Origin of the sequence: Pseudobacter sp., assembly GCF_051955275.1 — a bacterium.
Taxonomy (GTDB): domain Bacteria; phylum Bacteroidota; class Bacteroidia; order Chitinophagales; family Chitinophagaceae; genus Pseudobacter.
Genome location: NZ_JBQCGW010000017.1, coordinates 1 through 20,831, shown reverse-complemented (window position 1 = coordinate 20,831; position 20,831 = coordinate 1). Strand labels below are relative to the sequence as shown.

General features: G+C 48.8%; 11 protein-coding genes. 8 read left to right on the top strand and 3 right to left on the bottom strand.

The genetic code is table 11. The features are described 5' to 3' along the window. Positions 1 to 171: 171 nt before the first annotated feature. The 5 genes from ACTHMC_RS02085 (at position 172) to ACTHMC_RS02065 (ending at position 8,223) form a co-directional block, all read left to right on the top strand. Positions 172 to 1,092, top strand: a complete 921-nt coding sequence (locus ACTHMC_RS02085; RefSeq protein ID WP_440410400.1) for a helix-turn-helix domain-containing protein — start codon at positions 172 to 174, stop codon at positions 1,090 to 1,092. 280 nt (positions 1,093 to 1,372) lie between these two features. Next, positions 1,373 to 2,773: a TolC family protein gene (locus ACTHMC_RS02080; protein ID WP_440410398.1), complete on the top strand. Its 1,401-nt coding sequence runs from the start codon at positions 1,373 to 1,375 to the stop codon at positions 2,771 to 2,773. A 21-nt stretch (positions 2,774 to 2,794) separates the two neighbouring features. After that, positions 2,795 to 6,085, top strand: coding sequence for an efflux RND transporter permease subunit (locus ACTHMC_RS02075; RefSeq protein ID WP_440410397.1), 3,291 nt, complete (start codon positions 2,795 to 2,797; stop codon positions 6,083 to 6,085). After that, positions 6,066 to 7,205 (top strand): efflux RND transporter periplasmic adaptor subunit, encoded by a 1,140-nt coding sequence (locus ACTHMC_RS02070; RefSeq protein WP_440410395.1) that lies wholly within the window; start codon positions 6,066 to 6,068, stop codon positions 7,203 to 7,205. Before ACTHMC_RS02075 ends, ACTHMC_RS02070 begins: the two co-directional genes overlap by 20 nt. Positions 7,206 to 7,233: 28 nt before the next feature. After that, on the top strand, positions 7,234 to 8,223 hold the full coding sequence (locus ACTHMC_RS02065) for an aldo/keto reductase (RefSeq protein WP_440410393.1): 990 nt from the start codon (positions 7,234 to 7,236) through the stop codon (positions 8,221 to 8,223). 100 nt (positions 8,224 to 8,323) lie between these two features. Here ACTHMC_RS02065 and murQ read toward each other — a convergent pair whose 3' ends face one another. The 3 genes from murQ to ACTHMC_RS02050 form a co-directional block, all read right to left on the bottom strand. Beyond that, positions 8,324 to 9,136, bottom strand: a complete 813-nt coding sequence (murQ, locus tag ACTHMC_RS02060) for an N-acetylmuramic acid 6-phosphate etherase (RefSeq protein WP_440410391.1) — start codon at positions 9,134 to 9,136, stop codon at positions 8,324 to 8,326. 144 nt (positions 9,137 to 9,280) lie between these two features. Next, on the bottom strand, positions 9,281 to 10,582 hold the full coding sequence (locus ACTHMC_RS02055) for a RagB/SusD family nutrient uptake outer membrane protein (RefSeq protein ID WP_440410390.1): 1,302 nt from the start codon (positions 10,580 to 10,582) through the stop codon (positions 9,281 to 9,283). A gap of 21 nt (positions 10,583 to 10,603) precedes the next feature. Next, a complete protein-coding gene (locus ACTHMC_RS02050; protein ID WP_440410388.1) occupies positions 10,604 to 13,738 on the bottom strand; it encodes a SusC/RagA family TonB-linked outer membrane protein in 3,135 nt (1,044 codons plus the stop codon). A 321-nt stretch (positions 13,739 to 14,059) separates the two neighbouring features. On the opposite strand from ACTHMC_RS02050, the gene ACTHMC_RS02045 reads away from it, so the two are divergent. From ACTHMC_RS02045 to ACTHMC_RS02035, 3 genes are all read left to right on the top strand, one after another. Beyond that, entirely contained in the window at positions 14,060 to 15,646 is a 1,587-nt protein-coding gene (locus ACTHMC_RS02045) for a DUF6377 domain-containing protein (RefSeq protein ID WP_440410386.1), read from the top strand. Positions 15,647 to 15,892: 246 nt separating this feature from the next. Continuing rightward, entirely contained in the window at positions 15,893 to 18,955 is a 3,063-nt protein-coding gene (locus ACTHMC_RS02040) for a SusC/RagA family TonB-linked outer membrane protein (protein WP_440410384.1), read from the top strand. Between the two features lie 18 nt (positions 18,956 to 18,973). Further along, entirely contained in the window at positions 18,974 to 20,794 is a 1,821-nt protein-coding gene (locus ACTHMC_RS02035) for a RagB/SusD family nutrient uptake outer membrane protein (RefSeq protein ID WP_440410382.1), read from the top strand. Positions 20,795 to 20,831: the final 37 nt, after the last annotated feature.

Here is a 20,831-nt window from a genome sequence, read left to right as displayed (position 1 = left end):
TTAACAATTCTTGGGTTGTTTTGTTTTTCTTGGGGGTCCTTTAGTTTTTATTAAATAAACGTGTTGGCCCCCTGCCCCCGCCCCCCCGGGCGCTCGGGCCAAAAACCTGACTACTCACTACAGTAACCAAATATTAACAATTGAATTGTTTGAATTCCATAATTTTGGAATATGCCGAAAAGTGAATCGATCCAGGAATTCCACCAGCGCAACAATATTGTTTACTCGCCTGCAGTATGGGGTAATGGCATCCCCCGTCATGCGCTCGGGCAGATCAATGTATTCAGACGTCAGGATCTCGGCTGCAAGGCTGCAACGCCTTATAACCGCCGCGACTACTACAAGATATCGCTGGTGATAGGGCAGGGGATTTTGCATTATGCAGACAAGAGCATTCTGATCGATAGGGATGCATTACTTTTCTCCAATCCCAATATCCCTTACAGTTGGGAAGCCATTTCCGAAAAGCAGCATGGTTTCTTCACTTTGTTCACACAGGATTTTATTTCCCGTACAGACAGTTTACAGGATTCTCCCATGTTCAGGATCGGGAGTGAGCCGGTGATGTTTGTGAACGAAACCCAGAAGGGCTTCTATCATGATATCTTTACCAGGATGCTGACTGAGATTGAATCCGAGTACATCCACAAATATGACGTCTTAAGAAATTATGTGAACCTGCTGCTTCATGAGGCCATGAAAACGCAGCGGGGGAATATCACGTACTCGCATCCCAATGCGGCCACCCGCATCACGGCATTGTTCATTGAATTGCTGGAACGTCAGTTCCCTATCGATACGCAGGACCATGTGCTCATTCTCAAAACGGCGAGTGACTATGCGAAGCATATGAATATACATGCCAACCACCTTAACAGGGCAGTGAAGGAGGTAACGGGCAAGACAACTACAGAGCATATTGCAGAGCGCATCACCAAGGAAGCCAAAGCATTACTGATACATACCAAATGGAATGTATCTGAAGTGGCTTATAGCCTGGGCTATGAGCATCCTGCTTATTTCACTAATTTTTTCAAAAAACAAACAGGTGTAAGTCCGAATATTTTCAGGGCAGAACAGGTTCTTGTTTGATTTTTATAACTTATTGTTTGAAAAGTTCAACTGATAAGCAAGTTAACCTCCTTAATTTTACCTTTTAAAACACGCCGGCGCCACAAACCGTTACTGCAGTTTCCTGACTCCTCCTGAAGCAGGTATACAGCGTTGCTGCAGCATAGCGTGAAGAGCATCTTGCCATCCTTGCATCCATTTATTGTGTAAACAGAAAACGCGATCCCGCAGGATCAGTGGATTGTATTGTCTTATCTGCCAATCCCTGTCTGCAGATCTTCACAACCAATTGTTTCAACGCATGTCAGCAAAACACCTGATGAAGCTGGCCGGAGTTGCCCTCGCGCTTTTCAGCGTAACGGGTACAATGGCACAGACGCTTACGCTTAAAGATGCTGTTCAGACAGCCATCACAAATTACGGCACCATCCGGGCGAAGGAGCAGTATGCCAAAGCTTCCGGAGCCACGGTGCAGCAATCGAAGAAAGAATACCTGCCGGACCTGAGCCTCAGTTTCCAGCAGGATTACGGAACTGTGAACGGCCAGACCGGCCCGCTGTATGGATTACGTGGCCTTTCGGCTGCCTCCGGCGGTCCCGCCCTCAGTTCACAGAATTACAATGCTGCTTTCGGAGCACTTTACCTCGCCAACCTAAGCTGGGATTTCTTCAGTTTTGGCAGGGCAAAGGAAAAGATCGAAGTATCAAAGGCCACACTGGCCCGCGACGAGAGCGATCTGCAGCAGGAGAAATTCCAGCACAGCATCCGCGTGGTGGGCGCTTACCTCAACCTGCTGGCCGCACAAAGGCTGACAGGTTCCTGGCAACGCAACCTGGATCGCGCCCTCCAGATCCGCGAAGTGGTGCTGGTGAGAGCACGCAATGGCCTCAATGCCGGTGTGGACTCTTCACTGGCCAATGCAGAAGTGAGCAATGCACGGATGGCGCTCACGCGGGCAAAAGATGTGGAACAGGAACAGGGCAATATCCTGGCGAGGTTCCTCGGAGTGCCTGCCCGTGAGTTCACCCTGGATACGCTCTTCATCGCCCGCATTCCCGCTGCCCTGTACGAGCAGCCTGCCACACAGCTGCATCCAGTGCTGGATCTGTACCGCAAGCGGATCGACCTGAGTGATCACCAGGCCACCTGGCTAAGAAAGTTCAACTATCCCACGTTTACGCTTTTCAGTGTATTCCAGGGAAGAGGCTCTGGTTTCCATAACAATTATGGGATCCTCGATCAGAACCTTCACCTGTACTCCAAAGATTATTTCAACGGAGTGGAGCCTACGCGCTACAATTACCTGTTTGGTGTAGGGATGGTATGGAATCTGACAACGCCATTGCGCATACACCAGCAGGTTAGTTCTCAGAAATATATTTCGCAGGCATTGCAAAGCGAGTATGAACTGGCCGATCAGCAGTTCAAAGCGCAGTTGGCCCTTTCAGAAACACGTATCGGCAATGCGCTGGATAACTACAGGGAGGTGCCGGTACAGCTGAAGGCTGCCGGTGATGCCTACCTGCAGAAATCCGTACTGTACAGGAATGGCCTCACCAATATGGTGGATGTTACGCAGGCGTTGTATGCACTCAACCGTGCGGAAACAGACAGGGATATCGCCTACAGCAATGTATGGCAGGCCCTGCTGCTGAAAGCCGCTGCCAGCGGTGATCTCAACCTGTTCATGAATGAATTCTAAACAGATAACAGAACTATTTATATGGGCTTAATCAGAAGCGGACTCAGAAAACCAATCTCGGTACTGGTGATCGTAGCAGGATTACTGTTCTTCGGGATCAGCGCCGTGAAGAAGATCAAGGTAGACATCTTCCCACAGATGAACCTGCCGGTGATCTATCTCTCGCACCCTTACGGAGGTTTCACACCTTCGCAGATGGAAGCGTATTTCGGTAAACAATATATCAATATCCTGCTCTATGTGAATGGTGTGAAGAGTATCGAAACCAAGAATGTACAGGGGCTGACATTGATGAAGATTTCTTTCTATCCCGGCACCAATATGGCGCAGGCGGCGGCAGAGCTGAGTGCATTCAGTAACCGTGCACAGGCTATCTTCCCGCCGGGCTCGCAGCCGCCGTTCATCATGCGTTTCGATGCCAGCACCCTGCCGGTAGGGCAACTGGTGCTGCGAAGCGATGTCCGTTCCAATAACGAACTGATGGACCTGGCGAATGTGTATGTACGTTCAGCATTCACTTCCATCCCGGGCCTGATGGGCTCTCCGCCCTTCGGTGGAAATATCCGCACCATTGTAATAAAGGCGGATCCGGAACTGATGCGTTCACATAATCTCACACCGGACCAACTGGTGGAAGCCATCCGCGTGAACAACCAGAGCACGCCTTCCGGTAATGTGCGGATCGGTGATTACAATTATCTCACACCGAGCAACACCACCATTAAGAATGTAAAGGACTTTGAAAATATCCCGCTCTACAAAGGAACAGGCGTGCATAATCTCTATCTGAGAGATGTGGCCACCGTGGAAGATGGGGCAGACGTAACTGTAGGCTATGCATTGGTGAATGGCAAGCGTTCCGTGTATCTCAGTGTGGGCAAATCGGCCGATGCCAGTACCTGGGAAGTGGTGCAGAAGCTGAAAGCGGCCCTGCCTAAGTTCCAGGCGCAGCTGCCGGAAGACGTGCATCTTACGTATGAGTTCGATCAGAGCGTGTATGTGATCAATGCCGTGAAAAGCCTGATCAGTGAAGGTGTCATCGGCGCCATTCTTACCGGTCTGATGGTACTGCTCTTCCTGGGTGATGCAAGAGGAGCACTGATCGTGATCCTTACCATTCCTACCTCCATCATTGCCGGTGTATTGTTTTTGCAATTGTTCGGGCAGACCATCAATATCATGACGCTGAGCGGTCTCTCGCTGGCCATCGGTATCCTGGTGGACGAGAGTACGGTCACTATAGAAAATATTCACCAGCATCTTGATTTGGGCAAGCCTAAAGCGCTTGCCATCTGGGATGCCTGTAAGGAAATAGCATTTCCCAAACTGCTGATCCTGCTCTGTATCCTGGCGGTGTTTGCGCCGGCGCTGAGTATGGAAGGTATTCCGGGATCATTGTTTTTACCGCTCTCATTAGCGATAGGATTTTCGATGATCACCAGTTATATCCTCTCACAGACATTCGTGCCTGTGATGGCCAACTGGCTGATGAAGGGGCATGACCATAAGAAGAAAAAGAAAGGACAGACAGAAGATGAAGCACAGTTTGCCGCATCGGAATTAGCGCCCGCTTCAGAAGGAGACACCTGGGATCAGAAGAAAGTGTTGGTTGAAAGGGAAGACAGTAACCGCGATGGCAGGATCAGTGCGTTTGAAAAGTTCCGTGCGCGGTTCCTGCGCTTCCTGGAGAGACTGATACCCCTGCGCAAACCCATAGTGGGATTGTACCTGCTGCTGGTGATAGGTGGTGCGTTTCTGCTGCTCAATAATATCGGAAGGGATGTATTACCGAAAGTGAACGGAAATCAGTTCCAGGTGAGATTACGTGCACCGGACGGAACGAGGATCGAAAGAACGGAAGACAGGCTGATCAAAGTGACTAAGATCGTGGAAGAACTGGTGGGGAAAGAGAATATCGGGATCTCTTCCGCTTATATCGGGCAGCATCCGGGACAGTTTTCAATCAGTCCTATTTACCTCTTCATGAGTGGTCCGCATGAAGCAGTGTTGCAGGTGAGCCTGCAGGAAGGGTATCACGTGAACATGGATCAGCTCAAGGAAAAGATGCGCGAAAAGATCAGTGCGGAAGTGCCGGACCTGCGCATGTCCTTTGAGCCGATCGAACTGACCGACAAGATCCTTAGCCAGGGTTCTCCCACACCGGTGGAGGTGAGGATCTCCGGCCGGAACAAAAAGGTGAATGAAGAGTATGCAAACAAAATGGTGGAGAAACTTCAACAGGTGTCCTACCTGCGCGATGTACAGATCGCACAGAGCATCAAGTATCCTTCCATGAAAGTGAATATAGACAGGGTGCGTGCCGCGCAGTTGGGTGTGGATGTGGCGGATGTAAGCAGATCGTTGATCACCAGTACTTCCAGCAGTCGTTATACCGAAAAGAACGTGTGGCTGGATGAAAAAAGCGGGCTGAGTTACGCAGTACAGGTGCAGGTTCCTGAAAATAAGATGGCGGATGTGAACAGTATCGGTGAGATCCCTGTTCTGAGAAATACACCCCGTCCCATTCTCAGTGATGTTGCCACCATCGAGCCGGATACAACCTATGGCGAGAACGATAACCTCGGCGCCATGCCTATTATTTCGGTGACAGCCAATATCAACGGGAGGGATCTCGGTACTGCCACCAAAGATGTAAAAGCCGCTATCGCTTCGCTGGGAGAACTGCCCCGGGGATTGACGGTGGAACCCATCGGTATGAGTGCAGTACTCACGGAAACACTTGATAACCTGGAGTCAGGTCTGATCATTGCCATTGTGGTGATCTTCCTGATGCTGGCGGCCAATTACCAGAGCTTCAAAGTGTCGTTTGTGGTGTTGTCTACAGTACCCGCGGTATTGCTGGGGGCGTTGGGCATGCTGATGCTGACAGGCTCAACGCTCAACCTGCAGAGTTATATGGGTATCATCATGTCTGTGGGTGTGTCGATCGCCAATGCTGTACTGATGATCACCAATGCGGAGGCGCTTCGCAGGAAAAGTGGTGATGCGCTGGGAGCGGCCAGGGAAGCGGCTGCGCTTCGTTTGCGACCGATCCTGATGACCAGCGTGGCGATGGTGGCCGGTATGATCCCGATGGCCATCGGTCACGGTGATGGTGGTGAACAAACAGCGCCACTGGCCAGGGCTGTGATCGGCGGACTGATCGCTTCCACTTTTGCGGCCGTGGTGATGCTGCCACTTGTATTTGCCTGGGTGATGAAGAAAACCACCATTCAATCTGTATCTCTCGATCCATCTGATAAAGAAAGTAAACACTATATATCTTCTTTGTATGAAAGCAATCAACCATAAGCATTTGTTCATTGCAGGCTCTCTGATCCTGGGTGCCTTAACCATAAGCAGCTGTAACTCGTCGGAAGGCAATACGGCTGAAAAGCCCGCTGCCGCTGTTGTTGCAGTGCATCCAACTGAGGTGTTCCCGCTGGAGCGCGGACAATTATCCACCTCCCTGCAGGTGCCCGGCGAGCTCACGGCGTACCAGTCCGTAGATCTCTATGCCAAAGAGAACAGCTACGTGCGCAAGTTATATGCGGATATCGGATCCGAAGTGAAGGAAGGACAGCTGATCGCATCACTGGATGCACCGGAACTGAATTCACGTCTTGCTGCCGCTGCCAGCAGGCTGAAATCGCAGGAGGCATTGTACACGGCCAGTAACGCTTTGTACAAACGTCTGTATGAAACCAGCAAAACACCCGGAACCATTTCTCCCAACGATCTGGAGCAGGCAGAGGCCAGGCGTGATGCAGATCTGGCACAGCTGGAAGCTGCAAAGGCTTCTTACAAAGAAGTGGCCATCGTAAAGGATTATCTTGAGATCCGCGCTCCTTTCCCGGGTGTGGTGACTGCCCGGAATGTAAGCACAGGTACGTATGTAGGCCCCAATGGTAAAACCGCTTTGCCATTGTTCACTGTTCAGCAGCAGAAGCACCTTCGTTTGAGTGTGTCGATCCCTGAGGCATATACCGGTTTCATAGAGAAACAACATGAAGTGAAATTCTCTGTGAAAGCCTTGCCTGGCCGTATTTATACAGCAGCCATCAAGCGGCAGGCCGGTGCGCTTGACGACAGGCTGCGTTCCGAAAGAGTAGAGATGGATGTGATCAATGACGATAAGAAACTGTTGCCCGGGATGATCGCGGAAGTGAAGATCCCATTCCCGGGAAAGGATAGTACCTTTATTGTTCCTAAATCCTCTGTAGTAAATTCCCCTGAGCGCATTTTTGTGATCCGTATCGAAGCAGGAAAAGCCGTTTGGGTGGATGTGCAGAAAGGCCGGGAAGCCGATAATAAAGTAGAGATCTTCGGCAATCTTCAACCCGGTGATCAGCTGGTGAAAACCGCCAGTGAAGAAATACGCAATGGTTCAGATGTGAAGAATACAAAGACAGTACCTGCTGTAAAACAGTAGGGGATTATTAATCAACAAAATATTTTGTATGAAGTATCGTGCATTGGGAAAAACAGGAGAGCAGTTATCTGCTATCGGTCTGGGATGTATGGGAATGAGTATGGCGTACGGACCTCGTAACGATGATGAGAGCATTCTCACGCTGGAAAAAGCTTTGGAAATTGGTGTCAACTTCTGGGATACTGCAGATATATATGGCGTTGGCCATAACGAAGAACTGATCTCGAAAGTGCTGGTACCGAACAGGAATAAAATATTCCTCGCAACCAAGTTCGGGTTCAGAATGAAAGAAGATAATAAGGGCACTTATATCGATGGCTCCGTTGCACATATGAGATCCGCTGTGGAAGCGAGTTTGAAGAGACTGAATACGGATGTGATAGACCTTTATTATGCACATCGGGTTGATGTGAATGTACCCGTGGAAGAAATGGTTGGCGCCATGGCTGAGCTGGTGAAGGAAGGAAAGGTAAAGTACCTTGGGCTTTCGGAAGCGTCTCCAGCATCTATCCGCAAGGCGCATGCCGTGCATCCGGTCACGGCGTTGCAGAGTGAGTACAGTATCCTTACACGTGATGTGGAAAATAACGAGGTGTTGAATACGGTCCGTGAATTGGGAATTACCTTTGTGCCATACAGCCCGCTGGCGCGTGGTCTGGTAACAGCCACACTGCCTTCTGTTGATCAGTTGGCTTTAGATGACTTCCGCAGGTTGGTGCCAAGGTTTGCAGAGCAGTATGCGGATAACAATAATAAGCTGGTAGAGAAATTTGCTGCATTGGCGGTTGAAAAGAATATCACACCTGCACAGTTATCACTGGCATGGGTGCTTGCGCAGGGAGAAGATATTATTCCGATCCCCGGCACCAAGCAAAGAAAATATTTACTGGAGAATGCGGCCGCGGTGGATGTTGAGCTGACGAAGCGTGACCTGGAGGCGATAGATGCGCTGGTGAAGGAATTCCCGGATACGGGAGCGAGGTATAGTGAAGGCGCGATGAAGCTGGTGAATAAGTAGAAGTTATTCTGTTAAAATCAGAAAGCCATTCCGTTTTGGAATGGCTTTCTGATTTTAAGGCTTTATGATTTCTTCTGCATAAAATCAGGGTAAATTCTTCTCATGCATTCTCGATGGCCCGTTTCACGCTGCCGTTTTTCAGCAGCAATTCTTTCGCTTTTTCGTAATCATTCCACTTCAACTGATCCATGATCATTTTGGTGCCCCTGTCGATCAGCTTTTCGTTGGTGAGTTGCATGTTCACCATCTTATTGTCTTCCACTCTTCCTAACTGGATCATCACGGTGGTGGAGATCATATTCAGGATGAGCTTCTGCGAGGTGCCGCTCTTCATGCGGGTGGAGCCTGTAACAAACTCAGGACCTACCACGCACTCAACGGGGAAGTCTGCCACCAGGCTCAGCGGTGAGCCGGCATTATTGGAGATGGAACCCGTTACGATACCATGCTCACGGCAGGTCTTCAATGCTTCAATCACATAGGGGGTAGTGCCGCTGGCAGCGATGCCAACCACTACATCATTTTCGTTTACATCATATTTTTTGAGATCCAGCCAACCCTGGGTCTTACTGTCTTCTGCATTCTCAACAGCCTGAAGGATGGCGGGAGCGCCACCGGCAATGATACCTACCACCAGTCCCTGCGGAACGCCGAATGAAGGAGGGCATTCGCTTGCATCCACAACAGCCAGGCGACCACTGGTGCCTGCACCGATGTAGAACAATCTTCCGCCTGCCAGCATTTTGTCTGAGATCGCTTCAACCAGTTTTTTGATCTGGGGGATGCACTTCTCTACAGCTGCCGGTACGGTTTTATCCTCATCGTTCATATGTCCCAGGATTTCATTGATAGACATTTCCTCGAGGTGACGATACTTACTGGTTGACTCTGTGACTTTCAAAAAATCAGACATGGGTAAACTGGATTTGAAAAATAATTTGATAGTTGGTTGAATGATTAGTGACGAAGGTTTGAGCAAAATGTTACATGTAAAGGCGCAAAACAACCAAAACCAAAAACCTAAACAGATCGTTTGCGCCTTTACATGATAATTATGTTACCCTGCAGGATCAGGAGGCGTATTGGTATTGTTATCCCTCTCCCTGAATGGATAAGGGAAGAAGTTACGCTTGCGCTCACCGGCAGGCCTGTTGAAGCGGCGGTTATCTTCCAGCCTCATTCCTGACATGAAGAGTTCGATGCTGCGGTTGCGGTAGATCTCTTCCAGCACTGCCGGCTGTGTAACAGCGCCTGCGTACGGAGGAAGATCAGCTCCTACACCATAAATATCAGTGGCAGGGGTTTTTGTAAGCACTTTATTGAGCTCAGCAATGGCAGATGGAAGATCAGGAGTTGTCTGTCTTGCATATGCTTCCGCCTTGATTAGCATCACTTCTCCCGGTGTGTAAATGGGAACGGATGATGTGGATGCTGCATAAAATCCATTGATCCTGAACCTTGGACTGGCGGCAATCCTCGTGTGGAAGGCGATCCGTTTGTCAGTCAGGTTAGGTGCAATAGACACAGGCAGACCAAGTGTTGAGTCAACTGGTTGGAAAACGTTATTGGAAGATGTGGCAGATTCAAAAACAGGGTTCAGGGCAAGTGTGTTGTAAGACAGCACAGACTTTTTGGTGAGATCCACCAGGTTTGCAGCAGTAAGAGCCGTGGAATAATCACCTGAGAACAGTGAATATCTTGCCTTCAGTGCATACAGCGTATTGATGATGTCAACATCTGCCGGAAGCCTTCCCTTGATGGTAGTATTCATAGGGGTGGCATTGTAAGCTGCTATTGCTGCATCGAGAATGCGGATCGCTTTTTTGAATCCGTCCATTCTTGAAATGAAAGTAGCGTTCTGAACACCTACGGTATCAGGTACCTGCTCCCAGAACATACCGAGATTACCTAAAGCCAGGGCTTTGAAAATAGATGTGTAACCGATCAGTCCTGAAGAGTAAGATTTATCACCCATCTTATTCGCATACCTGAGAACGTTATCTGCGTCGAACATTACTTTTGAACTGTTCGTCCAGATATTGGTGGTTACGTTATTAGTGGCGTCTACCGAACTGCCTCCGGTGAACAGCTGTAACTCTCCGATGTTACCGGCATTCATGAGAATGAATTCATTCGACACAAATCCATTTGCATTTATCATTGCGTATAAGCTACCTGCTGCGGAAGTGGAGTACTGTCTCTGAACACCCACTGCTACTGCGGTTGCTGCACGATCGGATTCAAAAACAGAACCTGCGTCTGCTGCATTGGGATTGGAGTAATCCTTCTTGCACCCTGTCATCGCTGCGCCAAGCAGGAGCAGGGAAAGTATTATATTATTAGAATTGACCTTTTGCATAAAATAGTTTTTTGGGGATACTTAGAATTTAGCCTGGATTCCAAAACTGAAAGTCCTTGGAATGGGTACAGTGCCAAAATCTATACCTCTCAATACAGTACTTTGTCCGGCAGCATTCACTTCAGGATCATAACCTTTGTAGTTGTCGAATGACACAAGGTTACGGCCACTCAGGCTCACAGTGAGGTCTTTGAACATTTTCAGCTGACCGATCCTGTAACTGAGTGAAACTTCCCTCAGTTTAACAAAAGAGCCATCGTCCACTCTCCATTCTTCTACAGCGTAGGCGCCATTCACATATCCACGGGGAAGTTTTCCCATCTGCTCGTCCTGTGCAACCAGCCCGCTGCCTACACCCTGGCGTGTTCTCCAGTCTGCATTCCATACGTCTACGCCTTGTACAGCATCTACCTGAACACGGAGACCGAAGTTCTTGTAGCTGATCTCATTCACCAGGCTACCAGTCCAGTCGGGATTCGGATTACCGATAACCTTTCTGAGCGTAGTGGGGCCCGTTGGAAGGCCGTCTGAATTACGGCCAGGAGTGTAAGACAATGTGCCGTTCTGTGTTCCTTTCTCGATTTGAAGTATGCCGTCTTTATTTGTGATGGGATTTCCGTTGTTATCCCTTGCAAAGAAACTACCATAGAATACGCCCACAGGCTGACCTTCGATAATGGCAACAGGGGTACCGGAGTTGGTGCTCAGCAGGATCAGACCGCCGCCCACATTTTTTACTTTATTCCTGTTCCTGTTGAAGATGGCCGTTACGTTCCAGTCGAAATCCTTCTTCCTCACCGGAGATGCTGTCAGTACCAGCTCTATACCATTGTTCTCGAGGAAGCCGATATTATCCAACAGGCTTGAGTAACCGGTTGTTGGCGCCACGAACCTGCTGATAAGAAGATCGTTCACTTTCTTATGGTACCAGTTGGCCTGCAGGCCTAACCTGTTATTGAAGAAACCTAAGTCAAGACCTACTTCAAGTTCGCTTTGACGTTCTGGTTTTACTGCAGTGTTGGCCAGTACAGGATCACCGGTCAGTGATGTCTTTCCTAAGAAGGCATTGCTTGAGTAGAAATTAAAACGCTGGTATGCGCCGATACCTGTCAGGTTTCCTGATTGTCCATATGCAATACGGAACTTCAACAGGTCCCACCAGTTGGAAACACCCAGCTTGCTCCAGTAGTCGGTGCTGGACATTACATAGCTACCGCTGGCCTTTACGTACAGCTGATTGCGCTCATCTTCACCAAACACAGAAGAACCGTCCAGACGTGCGGCACCTGTCACGAACAGGTGGTTACGGTAACGGAAGTTCTGTTGCAGGTAAGTACCTGAAATAGACAATTCACTTCTTTCATCTCCGGGAGTCAGCAAAGTGCTTGCCCCTCTTACTGTCTGCATCAGGGGAGAAAGACCTCTGCCCTGTGCCAGTACAAATGAGTTCTTTTCATATTGCACTGAATAACCTAACTGTGTGGTAGAACCGATATCATCCGTGATATTGGTTGTGTAAGTAGCGTTGATCTCGTGGTTGATCTGGAAGAATGTATTGCTCGCTGCGCTTGCGTAACCATTCAGTGAATCATTGATCGGGAAGCCACCTCCCCAGAAGGCAGTGTTTACGTTATAAGTATAGGGGGGAATGAAAGTGGTTCCGTTCTGCGTATAGTTATCGATACCCAGCGTGTAATCAAGTGTGAAATTCTTGAAAGGCTTTGCTTTCAGAGTGATGTTCGATAGTACGCGGCTGGTCTGTTGCTGCTGTTTGAAATCTTCGATCACGGACACCGGATTCACGCGGCCGCGCTCACCAACTGCCATCAGGTTTCCGTTGGGGTCTCTCGTCCAGAGATCGTGGAAGTTGCCGATAATGGTAATGGAATTCACAGGAGAGAAGAATGAGTTACCATCGGGTTTCTCATTTGCTTTACTGTTGATATAGTTCAGGCCGAGGTTTACGCTCAACCATTTGTTCAGTGTCTGGTCGATATTGCTTCTGAAGCTGAAACGCTGGAAGTCTGTATTCTTTACAATACCCTGATTGTAGAAATAAGATCCGGAGAAGAAATACTTCGTTTTATCGTTACCGCCACTTACAGAAACGTTATTGTCCGTTCCGATACCGGTGTGGAAAATATAATCCTGGTAATCGTACCGGTTAACAGGAGTGAGTAATGTAGCTAATGTATCGATAGTGGTCCCTGGTCTGCGGCCTGTAGCGATCACGTCCTGTGTGAGGTTCAGTGGTCCGAACTTAGTGGGGGACTGGTTCACATCGAGTTTTTTGCGGAGCTGGTTCATCATCACGTTAGTGGAGAAGTTCACCTGGGGCGCTCCGGATTTTCCGCGCTTGGTGAAGATCTGTACCACACCGGCGTTGGCGCGTGAACCGTAGATAGCCGCTGCTGCTGCACCGTTCAGTACTTCCACTCTTTCGATATCGGCGGGGTTGATATCTACCATACGGTTCTGACCGATAGAGCCGATGAAGTTACCTCCGTCGTAGTTGGAGGATGTATTGGTAACGCGGGTAGTAGCGTTATTTACAATGATACCATCCACGATATACAGAGGATCGGAGCCGGAGCTGATGGAGCTGATACCTCTGAGCCTTACGGAAATACCGCCTGCAGGATCACCAGAGTTCTGTGTGATCTGCGCGCCGGCAGTTTTACCCTGCAATGCCGCCAGTACGTTACCGGTTGCACCCTTGGTAAGGTCTTCCGCCTTTACGGTACTGATATAGTTACCCAGTTGTTTACGGGTGGTTCCTGCACTGGTACCGGTTACGATCACTTCGTCCATGCCCATGGCATCCGGCTGAAGTTCTGCGTCAACAGTGTACCTGCTTTCTGAGCCTACCTGAATTGTTTTTGAAATAGCCTTGAAACCTACACCGGAGAATTCGATCGTGTAAGATCCGGGTTTTAGATTCGCCTGAAGGGTGTAAGATCCATTTGCATCCGAAGAAGTTCCGTACGAAGTGTTTTTCACCTGTACAGAAATACCTGGCACAATTTCCTTTTTTGCATCTGTTACTTTCCCGCTGATTGTAACCTGAGCGCTTGCAAAGTAACCTGCAAAAACCAGGCAAAGCAGAAACGGAATTTTTTTCCATTTGGTTCCTGCCTGCATCGTTAGATTGTCCATAAAGCAGCTTTAATTAATGTTGTTAAAGAATAGTACTCAATCCAATAGGACTCGGTAAACGAACTGAATATAACAGTGAGGTATACGTGAAATAGGGTACGGACTTACAAAACATGCACTTTCACGACATAAAAGTGGAGAAAATTTTTTAATTCCTGCAAAAAAACGCAAAGAATTTGTTTGTTTATGCGTTTTTCTGCGGGAGGTGGGTTTAAAAAACCGCAGGTTGGGAAAAAGAACCGCTCTAGCACGCAAGGGATTGTTTTATACCGGCTTACTCCTATCTTCGTAAAGGAACCTGAACTGCCACTGCTTTGTAATATGAAACAGATTTTCGCCTGCCTGTTAACCCTTGTCTTTTTCCAAAACCTGCTTGCGCAGGACTATCATTCTCAATTAGATACGCTAAACCAGGTAATCCATCAATCAGAACGGTACGAAGCCCGGAAACAGGAAAACATCCGCAACATCCGGCATTCGATTTCACCGGCATCTCCCGAATTACTCTTCGCTCAATACCACCAGCTGTTTGAAGCATTTAAGGTTTATAAATACGATTCGGCTTATTTCTACGCCCAGAAGCAGTATGAAATAGCCAGGTCCCTGGGGAAGGATACCCTCATCAATATGGCTCGGATAGACGTAAGCTTCAGTCTTCTTTCCGCAGGCATGTACAAAGAGACCCAGGAAACGCTGGACTCCGTGAATATCCATACCTTATCTGATAAGGCAAAAGCAACCTATTATGCGCTGCTTGGCCGGTTTTATTATGACCTGGGAGATTTTGATAAAGACGTGAATTATACCCCGGGGTATACAAAAAAAGGGAATGCCTTCATGGATTCCACCATCTCCCTTTCGCCGCCCGGTTCATTCGATAACCGTTATTATCAGGGCCTGAAGGATATCAAATCCGGCAATAACGAAAGTGCCCGTGCCATCTTCCGTCAGTTATTAAGTGAACATGAGCTCACTGACCACCAGGTAGCCGTAACCGCTTCCACCCTCAGCGATATCTATATTCAGAGAGGACTGGATGATTCGGCCATCGCCCTGCTGATACAGTCGGCCATAGCAGATATCAGATCAAGCACCCGCGAAACCGCTGCCATCTTCAACCTGGCTTCGCTCCTTTATAAAAAGGGAGATGTGAAGAACGCCTACACCTGCATCCAGCGCGCTATCGAGGACGCTACCTTCTATGGCGCCCGACAGCGTAAAGTACAGGTAAGCGCCATCCTGCCCCTGATCGAAGGGGAGCGGGTGAACATCGCCGAAAAAGAAAAGAATAAACTGATTGCTTATGCTGCCGTGGTCACCCTGCTGTTACTGGCGGTGATCGGATTGGTAATAGCCCTCATGAAACAGATCCGGAAAGTGAAGCAGGCCCAGGAAGCCCTGATGGAAGCGCATAAACGCCTGCAGGTAGCCAACGAGAAACTGATGGAGAGCAATACCATTAAAGAAGAATATATCGGTTACTTCTTCAATTACAACTCCGACTTCTTCTCCCGGATCGAACGATTCAAAAAGTCCATCGACCAGAAGATCATGGAAAGGAAACTGGAAGATGTCCGTTTTCTGGTGAACAATATCAATTTAAAAAGAGAAAAAGAAGACCTCCTTAAAAGTTTTGACCGTGTATTTCTGACGCTATTTCCGGGTTTTGTGGACGGGTTCAATGCGCTCTTCAAACCGGAAGACCAGATCCACCTCAAGGACAATGAACTGTTGAACACCGATCTGAGGATCTTTGCCCTCATCCGGATGGGCATCGGCGACAATGAAAAAATTGCTCATATCCTGGAATATTCCGTAAACACGATTTACACCTACAAAACCAGGATCAAAAACAAATCACTCCTTCCGAATGAGGACTTTGAGCAGGCTATTATGAACATAAAATAGGCCTCCGCTACCTGGTATTTACCCTCAGGGAAACCATATATTGAAAAATATAATATGATAAAAAGACATTGATTGTCAATAGTTTAATTCTTGATCTTTATCCTAAACCCTCTTTATTTTCTATACTTCATCCATATAAGTTGAAATCCGCTCAACTTGAGTCTTTCTTTGGTTTCAGGTAAGCTGAAAGGAGCTGCGTTTTGCATCCCTGCTTTCTCCATTAACCTTAATAAAACTGCCGTTTTTATGCTAAAATCACGATTGCTGCCAGAAGCATTTATTTGCTTTTTGATGGCCCTGCTCTGTGCAGGATCTGCCCATGCGCAGACCAAAACTGTAACCGGAAAAGTAATTGACAACAAGAGCAGCCCGGTAGCAGGGGCTACCGTTCAGGTGAAAGGAGGCGCTGGTGTCAGCACCAATGAGGCCGGTGAATTCCGGATCAATGTTCCTTCCACAGCAGACTCTCTCATTTTTTCCCATGTAGAATTTGAAACACGCGCTTTTGCCCTTCGTAACAGGTCAACTTTCAACATAGCATTGCAACCGAAAGACCTGGGCCTGGATGCCGTGGTGGTGGTGGGGTATGGAACCCAGAAACGCCGCGATGTGACCGGGGCCATCGGTTCCGTGAAGGGAGAAGCCATCAGGAATATGCCCGTTACCGATGTGGCCGGCGCTCTCCAGGGCCGCGTTGCCGGGGTGGAAGTAGTGAAGTCGTCCGGCGAGCCCGGCGCTCCTTCGCAGATCACCATCCGCGGTGTAGCCTCCCTGAGCCAGCCACAGCCACTTTACATTGTAGACGGGGTGCGCCAGGACGGTAATAATATCAATATGGCGGATGTGGCCAGCTTTGATGTATTGAAAGATGCGAGCGCAGCGTCCATCTATGGCGCTGCCGCGGCTGGTGGTGTGATCATCGTTACCACTAAAAAAGGAACCGGCGCCAAACCTGCCATCAACTTCAATGCAAGATATGGCGTTACACAACCGAGGATGATGGAACTCCTGCGTCGCGATGAATTCATCCGCTTCCGCAAAATGATCAACGATCCGGTGTATGGTCCGCAGAACCAGACAGACACCCTGCCTGATACAGATTGGGCCAAAGCACTTTTCGATAATGGTACGGAAGAGAACTATAACCTCTCCGTTTCCGGCTCTTCGCCCAATACCAATTACTTTGTATCCGGACTATACAATAACCAGAAAGGTGTTTTCCGCAATAACGAATCCGCCATGTATGGGGTACGTTTGAATACGGACATCAAGATCAGCGACCACATCAAGATAGGAGAGCAGCTGTTCGTATGGCAGCGTAACACCAACCCTGCAAGCGCCTTCAGCATCAATCCTCCTTTCCGCACAATCCCAACCATGGGGATCTATGGAACAACGCCGGAGAATCCCTGGGCTAAATCACCTCCCGGATTTGCCGGCCCCAACCTGGTAGCGCAGATCGAAACGGCGCACAGGCAGATGATCCAGGCCAATCTGCAGGGTAATGCCTATGCAGAGATCAAATTACCTCTATATCTCACTTTCAAAACAACACTCGGTTATACCTATTATAATGAAGAGCTGAATTATTACCAGGAAGCATACAGCGCAGGTCCGGTTTCTGTGAATGCCACCAACCTGGCCAAGAACAATGCATCCACCCGTTCCATCTTCAGCAACTATGTACTGAGCTTCGATCATGTTTTTGGTAAGCACTCCGTGAATGCACTGGCAGGTTATGAGCAGATCACCGGTATCACCAATGGTACACAGGTAGGCGCTACTTCAGTAGGCGGCACATCGTACGCTTTCCTGCTGACCTCAGACAGCCGCATCAACCTGGCCAATGGCGGTTATGATGATAACCACCTGATCAAATCCCTGTTCGGCCGTGTGAGTTACGACTTCGATAAAAAATACTTCGCCACCTTCTCCATCCGCAGGGATGGAAATTTCCAGAAGTTTGGTCCGAACAACCGTTACGGTGTTTTCCCTGCCGGTTCCGTGGGCTGGCGCATCAGCGACGAGCCTTTCATGAAGCAGTTGCTGCCGCAGGCCAATCTCCTGAAATTGCGCGGCAGCTACGGTGTGCTGGGTAACAGCAATATTCCTTCTTATGTGTTCCTCTCCACCTTCGATCTGGTAAGTGCACAGAACTTTGCACCAGGTGTGGTGCCTGTGCTCAACTACACGCAGCAGAATATTCCCAATCCCAACATCAAATGGGAAAGCATGTATGAAGCCAACGTGGGACTGGATGCTGAATTCATGAATGGAAAACTGTACGCAAGTGTGGACTGGTATGATAAGACTACCAAGGACATGCTGTATAACCTGCCGATCCCAACCAGTGCTGGTATGCCCGTGAGCATCTTCATTACCAATATCGGTTCTGTAAGGAACAGGGGTGTGGAAATTGCCACAGGGTATCGCAGCAATGTTGGTGAACTCACTTTCAATGTAGGCGTCACCGGCGCATTCAACAAGAACAAAGTACTGAACCTGGATAATATCAACAGCAATGCTATCCTGGCGGGCGATAACAACTACGGATCTCCCAGCTTTGGTATCTGGACAGGTCAGCAACTGGCTTCCACTAAAGCCGGCGCACCATTTGGTCAGTTCTGGGGCTTCAGGGCCACCGGCATTTATCAGACGGATGATGAATGGAAGAACCATCCGCAGCAGGAAGGTAAGCAGGCCAAAGCCGGTGACCTCATCTTCGCTGATATCGATGGTAACAATAAGATCGATGAAAAAGACAGAACAGTGATCGGTAGTCCATACCCTGATTTTGTTTATGGTATCACGCTCAATCTTGGTTTCAAAGGATTCGATCTGCAGGCGCTCTTCAGTGGTGTGGCGGGGGTAGATATCTACAATGCAGTGGCGCCTTACGCCATGAGCCCTTTCAGTGATGGAAATACTACCAGCAAGGTGTTCGGTGCGAGTTTCCTGGGAGACAACGGACTGACCTCACAGCCACGGATAGGCGAAAAGACACAGACTGGTTTCATCCTGGACCCTAACCGTAACTATACATGGGCCAACAGTTATTTTGTAGAGAATGGTTCCTATCTCAAACTCAAAACCCTTCAACTCGGCTATAACCTTCCTGCCAGTGTATTGCAGAAGGTAAAAATGAAGAATGCCCGGGTATACGTGATGGGATACAATCTATTCACACTTACCAAATACAATGGGATCGACCCGGAACTGGGTGGTGCAGTAACTACCAGGGGTATCGATGTGCCTTACAGGTATCCGAATGCAAGGATCTATTCACTGGGCCTCGACATTACCTTCTAACCAATTAAAATGATTGCCATGTTTAAGAAATTATTGATTATAGCAACCTGTTCCCTCTCACTGGCGGCCTGCAAAAAAGACCCGGATAACGTGAGCCTGAGAGGCGCTTACAGCAGTGGAGAATTCCCGAAAAATATCAATGACCTGATGGGCGTGCTGGGCGCCGGTTATGCGCAATGGCGCGTAGAGCACCTGGCAGGCTTTAACCTCATGACCAAAATGCAGGCCTGCAGCGATCACTCCGCTGATCTGGCCTATGGCGGAGACCTCAGCTGGACGGAGCTCGCAGCCAATGAGCTCAGTGTTTCCAACTCTTACGCCAATGGCCTCTGGGCTCAGTTATATGTGGGCGTTAAAACCATGAATGCATTCCTGGACCGTGCCGATTTCTATGAAAAGAAATATATGGTGGCCTCCGAGCAGCAGATGGTGAATTATATGCGCGGCGAAGCCTATTTCCTTCGGGCCTGGTATTATTTCAACCTGGAATGTTTCTTTGGCGAAGCCTATGTTGGGGCCAACGGCGCCAATAACGATAAAATGGGAGTTCCTATTTACACCAGCATCCCCACCAATGTGCAGGAAACACAGCAGCCGCGCAAGACTGCACGTGAAGTGTGGGACTTCATCATCGATGACCTGAAGAGATCCGCCGACCTGCTCAAGGGGGCACAGTGGACAGGAGTGATGAGAGGCCGGGCTACGGAATGGAGCGCCAAAGCGCTTCTTGGAAAAGCTTATGTATTCACGCAGGACTGGCCGAATGCCAAAACCACTTTGCTGGATGTGATCCAGAACAGCGGCAAAACGCTCATGCCTTTCAGCAAATACAAAGAAGCTTTCAACGACAAACCAGAAAATGAGTTCAACGAAGAGTCACTCTTTGAGATCAATATAGACAGAACGCCTGCCAACTACGGGATCTTTGCCGACTTCCCTCCTAACAAGAACCTCACATCCAGCCAGGGCCTGCTCTGGAGTCCAAGTTGTTTAGGGGATAACGGTATTGAAGGTGGCCCGAATAATAACCTGGGGTACTGCAATGAGTTTGTGCACGATAAGAACCTGCGTCGATTCGGCTTCGATCTTCCGATCTATGACCTGGTAACCAATCCTGCTTTCGACAATTCAAAAGCAGAGTCGCTCACCAACCAGAAACTGATCCTGAACCCCAGTTACAGGCAGCAGTCTGTGGATATGCGCACCAACAAAACGGTAGACCCACGTTTATATGTATGCGCTTTACAACCCTGGGTGGATTCCGTGAAAAACAATGATATCGTTAAGCCGGTTGGTAAGTGCGTTGGTATCGGAGGCGGCATTCAGCAATACTTCCATGGCTGGAGTTTCAAGAAGTTCACTACTATAGACAATAACCTTTGGGCAAAATCCAACGCAGCAGATGGCGCCAACTACTATTTGCTCCGCCTGGCTGATATCTACCTGTTGTATGCTGAAGCATGCGCCAATTCTGGTGAAGCAGGCACTGCTCTGGAATATATCAACAAAGTGCACAGAAGGGCTTACGGTGTAGCTGACTACAACGCGCCTTCTGCGTATGATTACGCCAGCCTCACTTCACCTACCAAAGCCAATGATCCCAATCTTGCCAACAATCCTTTGCGCTTTGAGCGTTACACGGAGCTGTTTGCTGAAGGTCACTGGTGGTTTGACGTATGCCGCTGGAGGATTGGTAAAGCAGAAGCCACTTATTTCGGTATCTATCTGCCAACCGGTGCGCCCATTCCCTGGAGTGATGACAGGTCATACGCCTTCCCCATCCCCAGTGATGAGATCAATACCAATTCAAACATAGGAAAACAGAATGGCGGTTACTGATCGCCTGTCAATACATCGGGTCCCAGTCGCTTGCGTC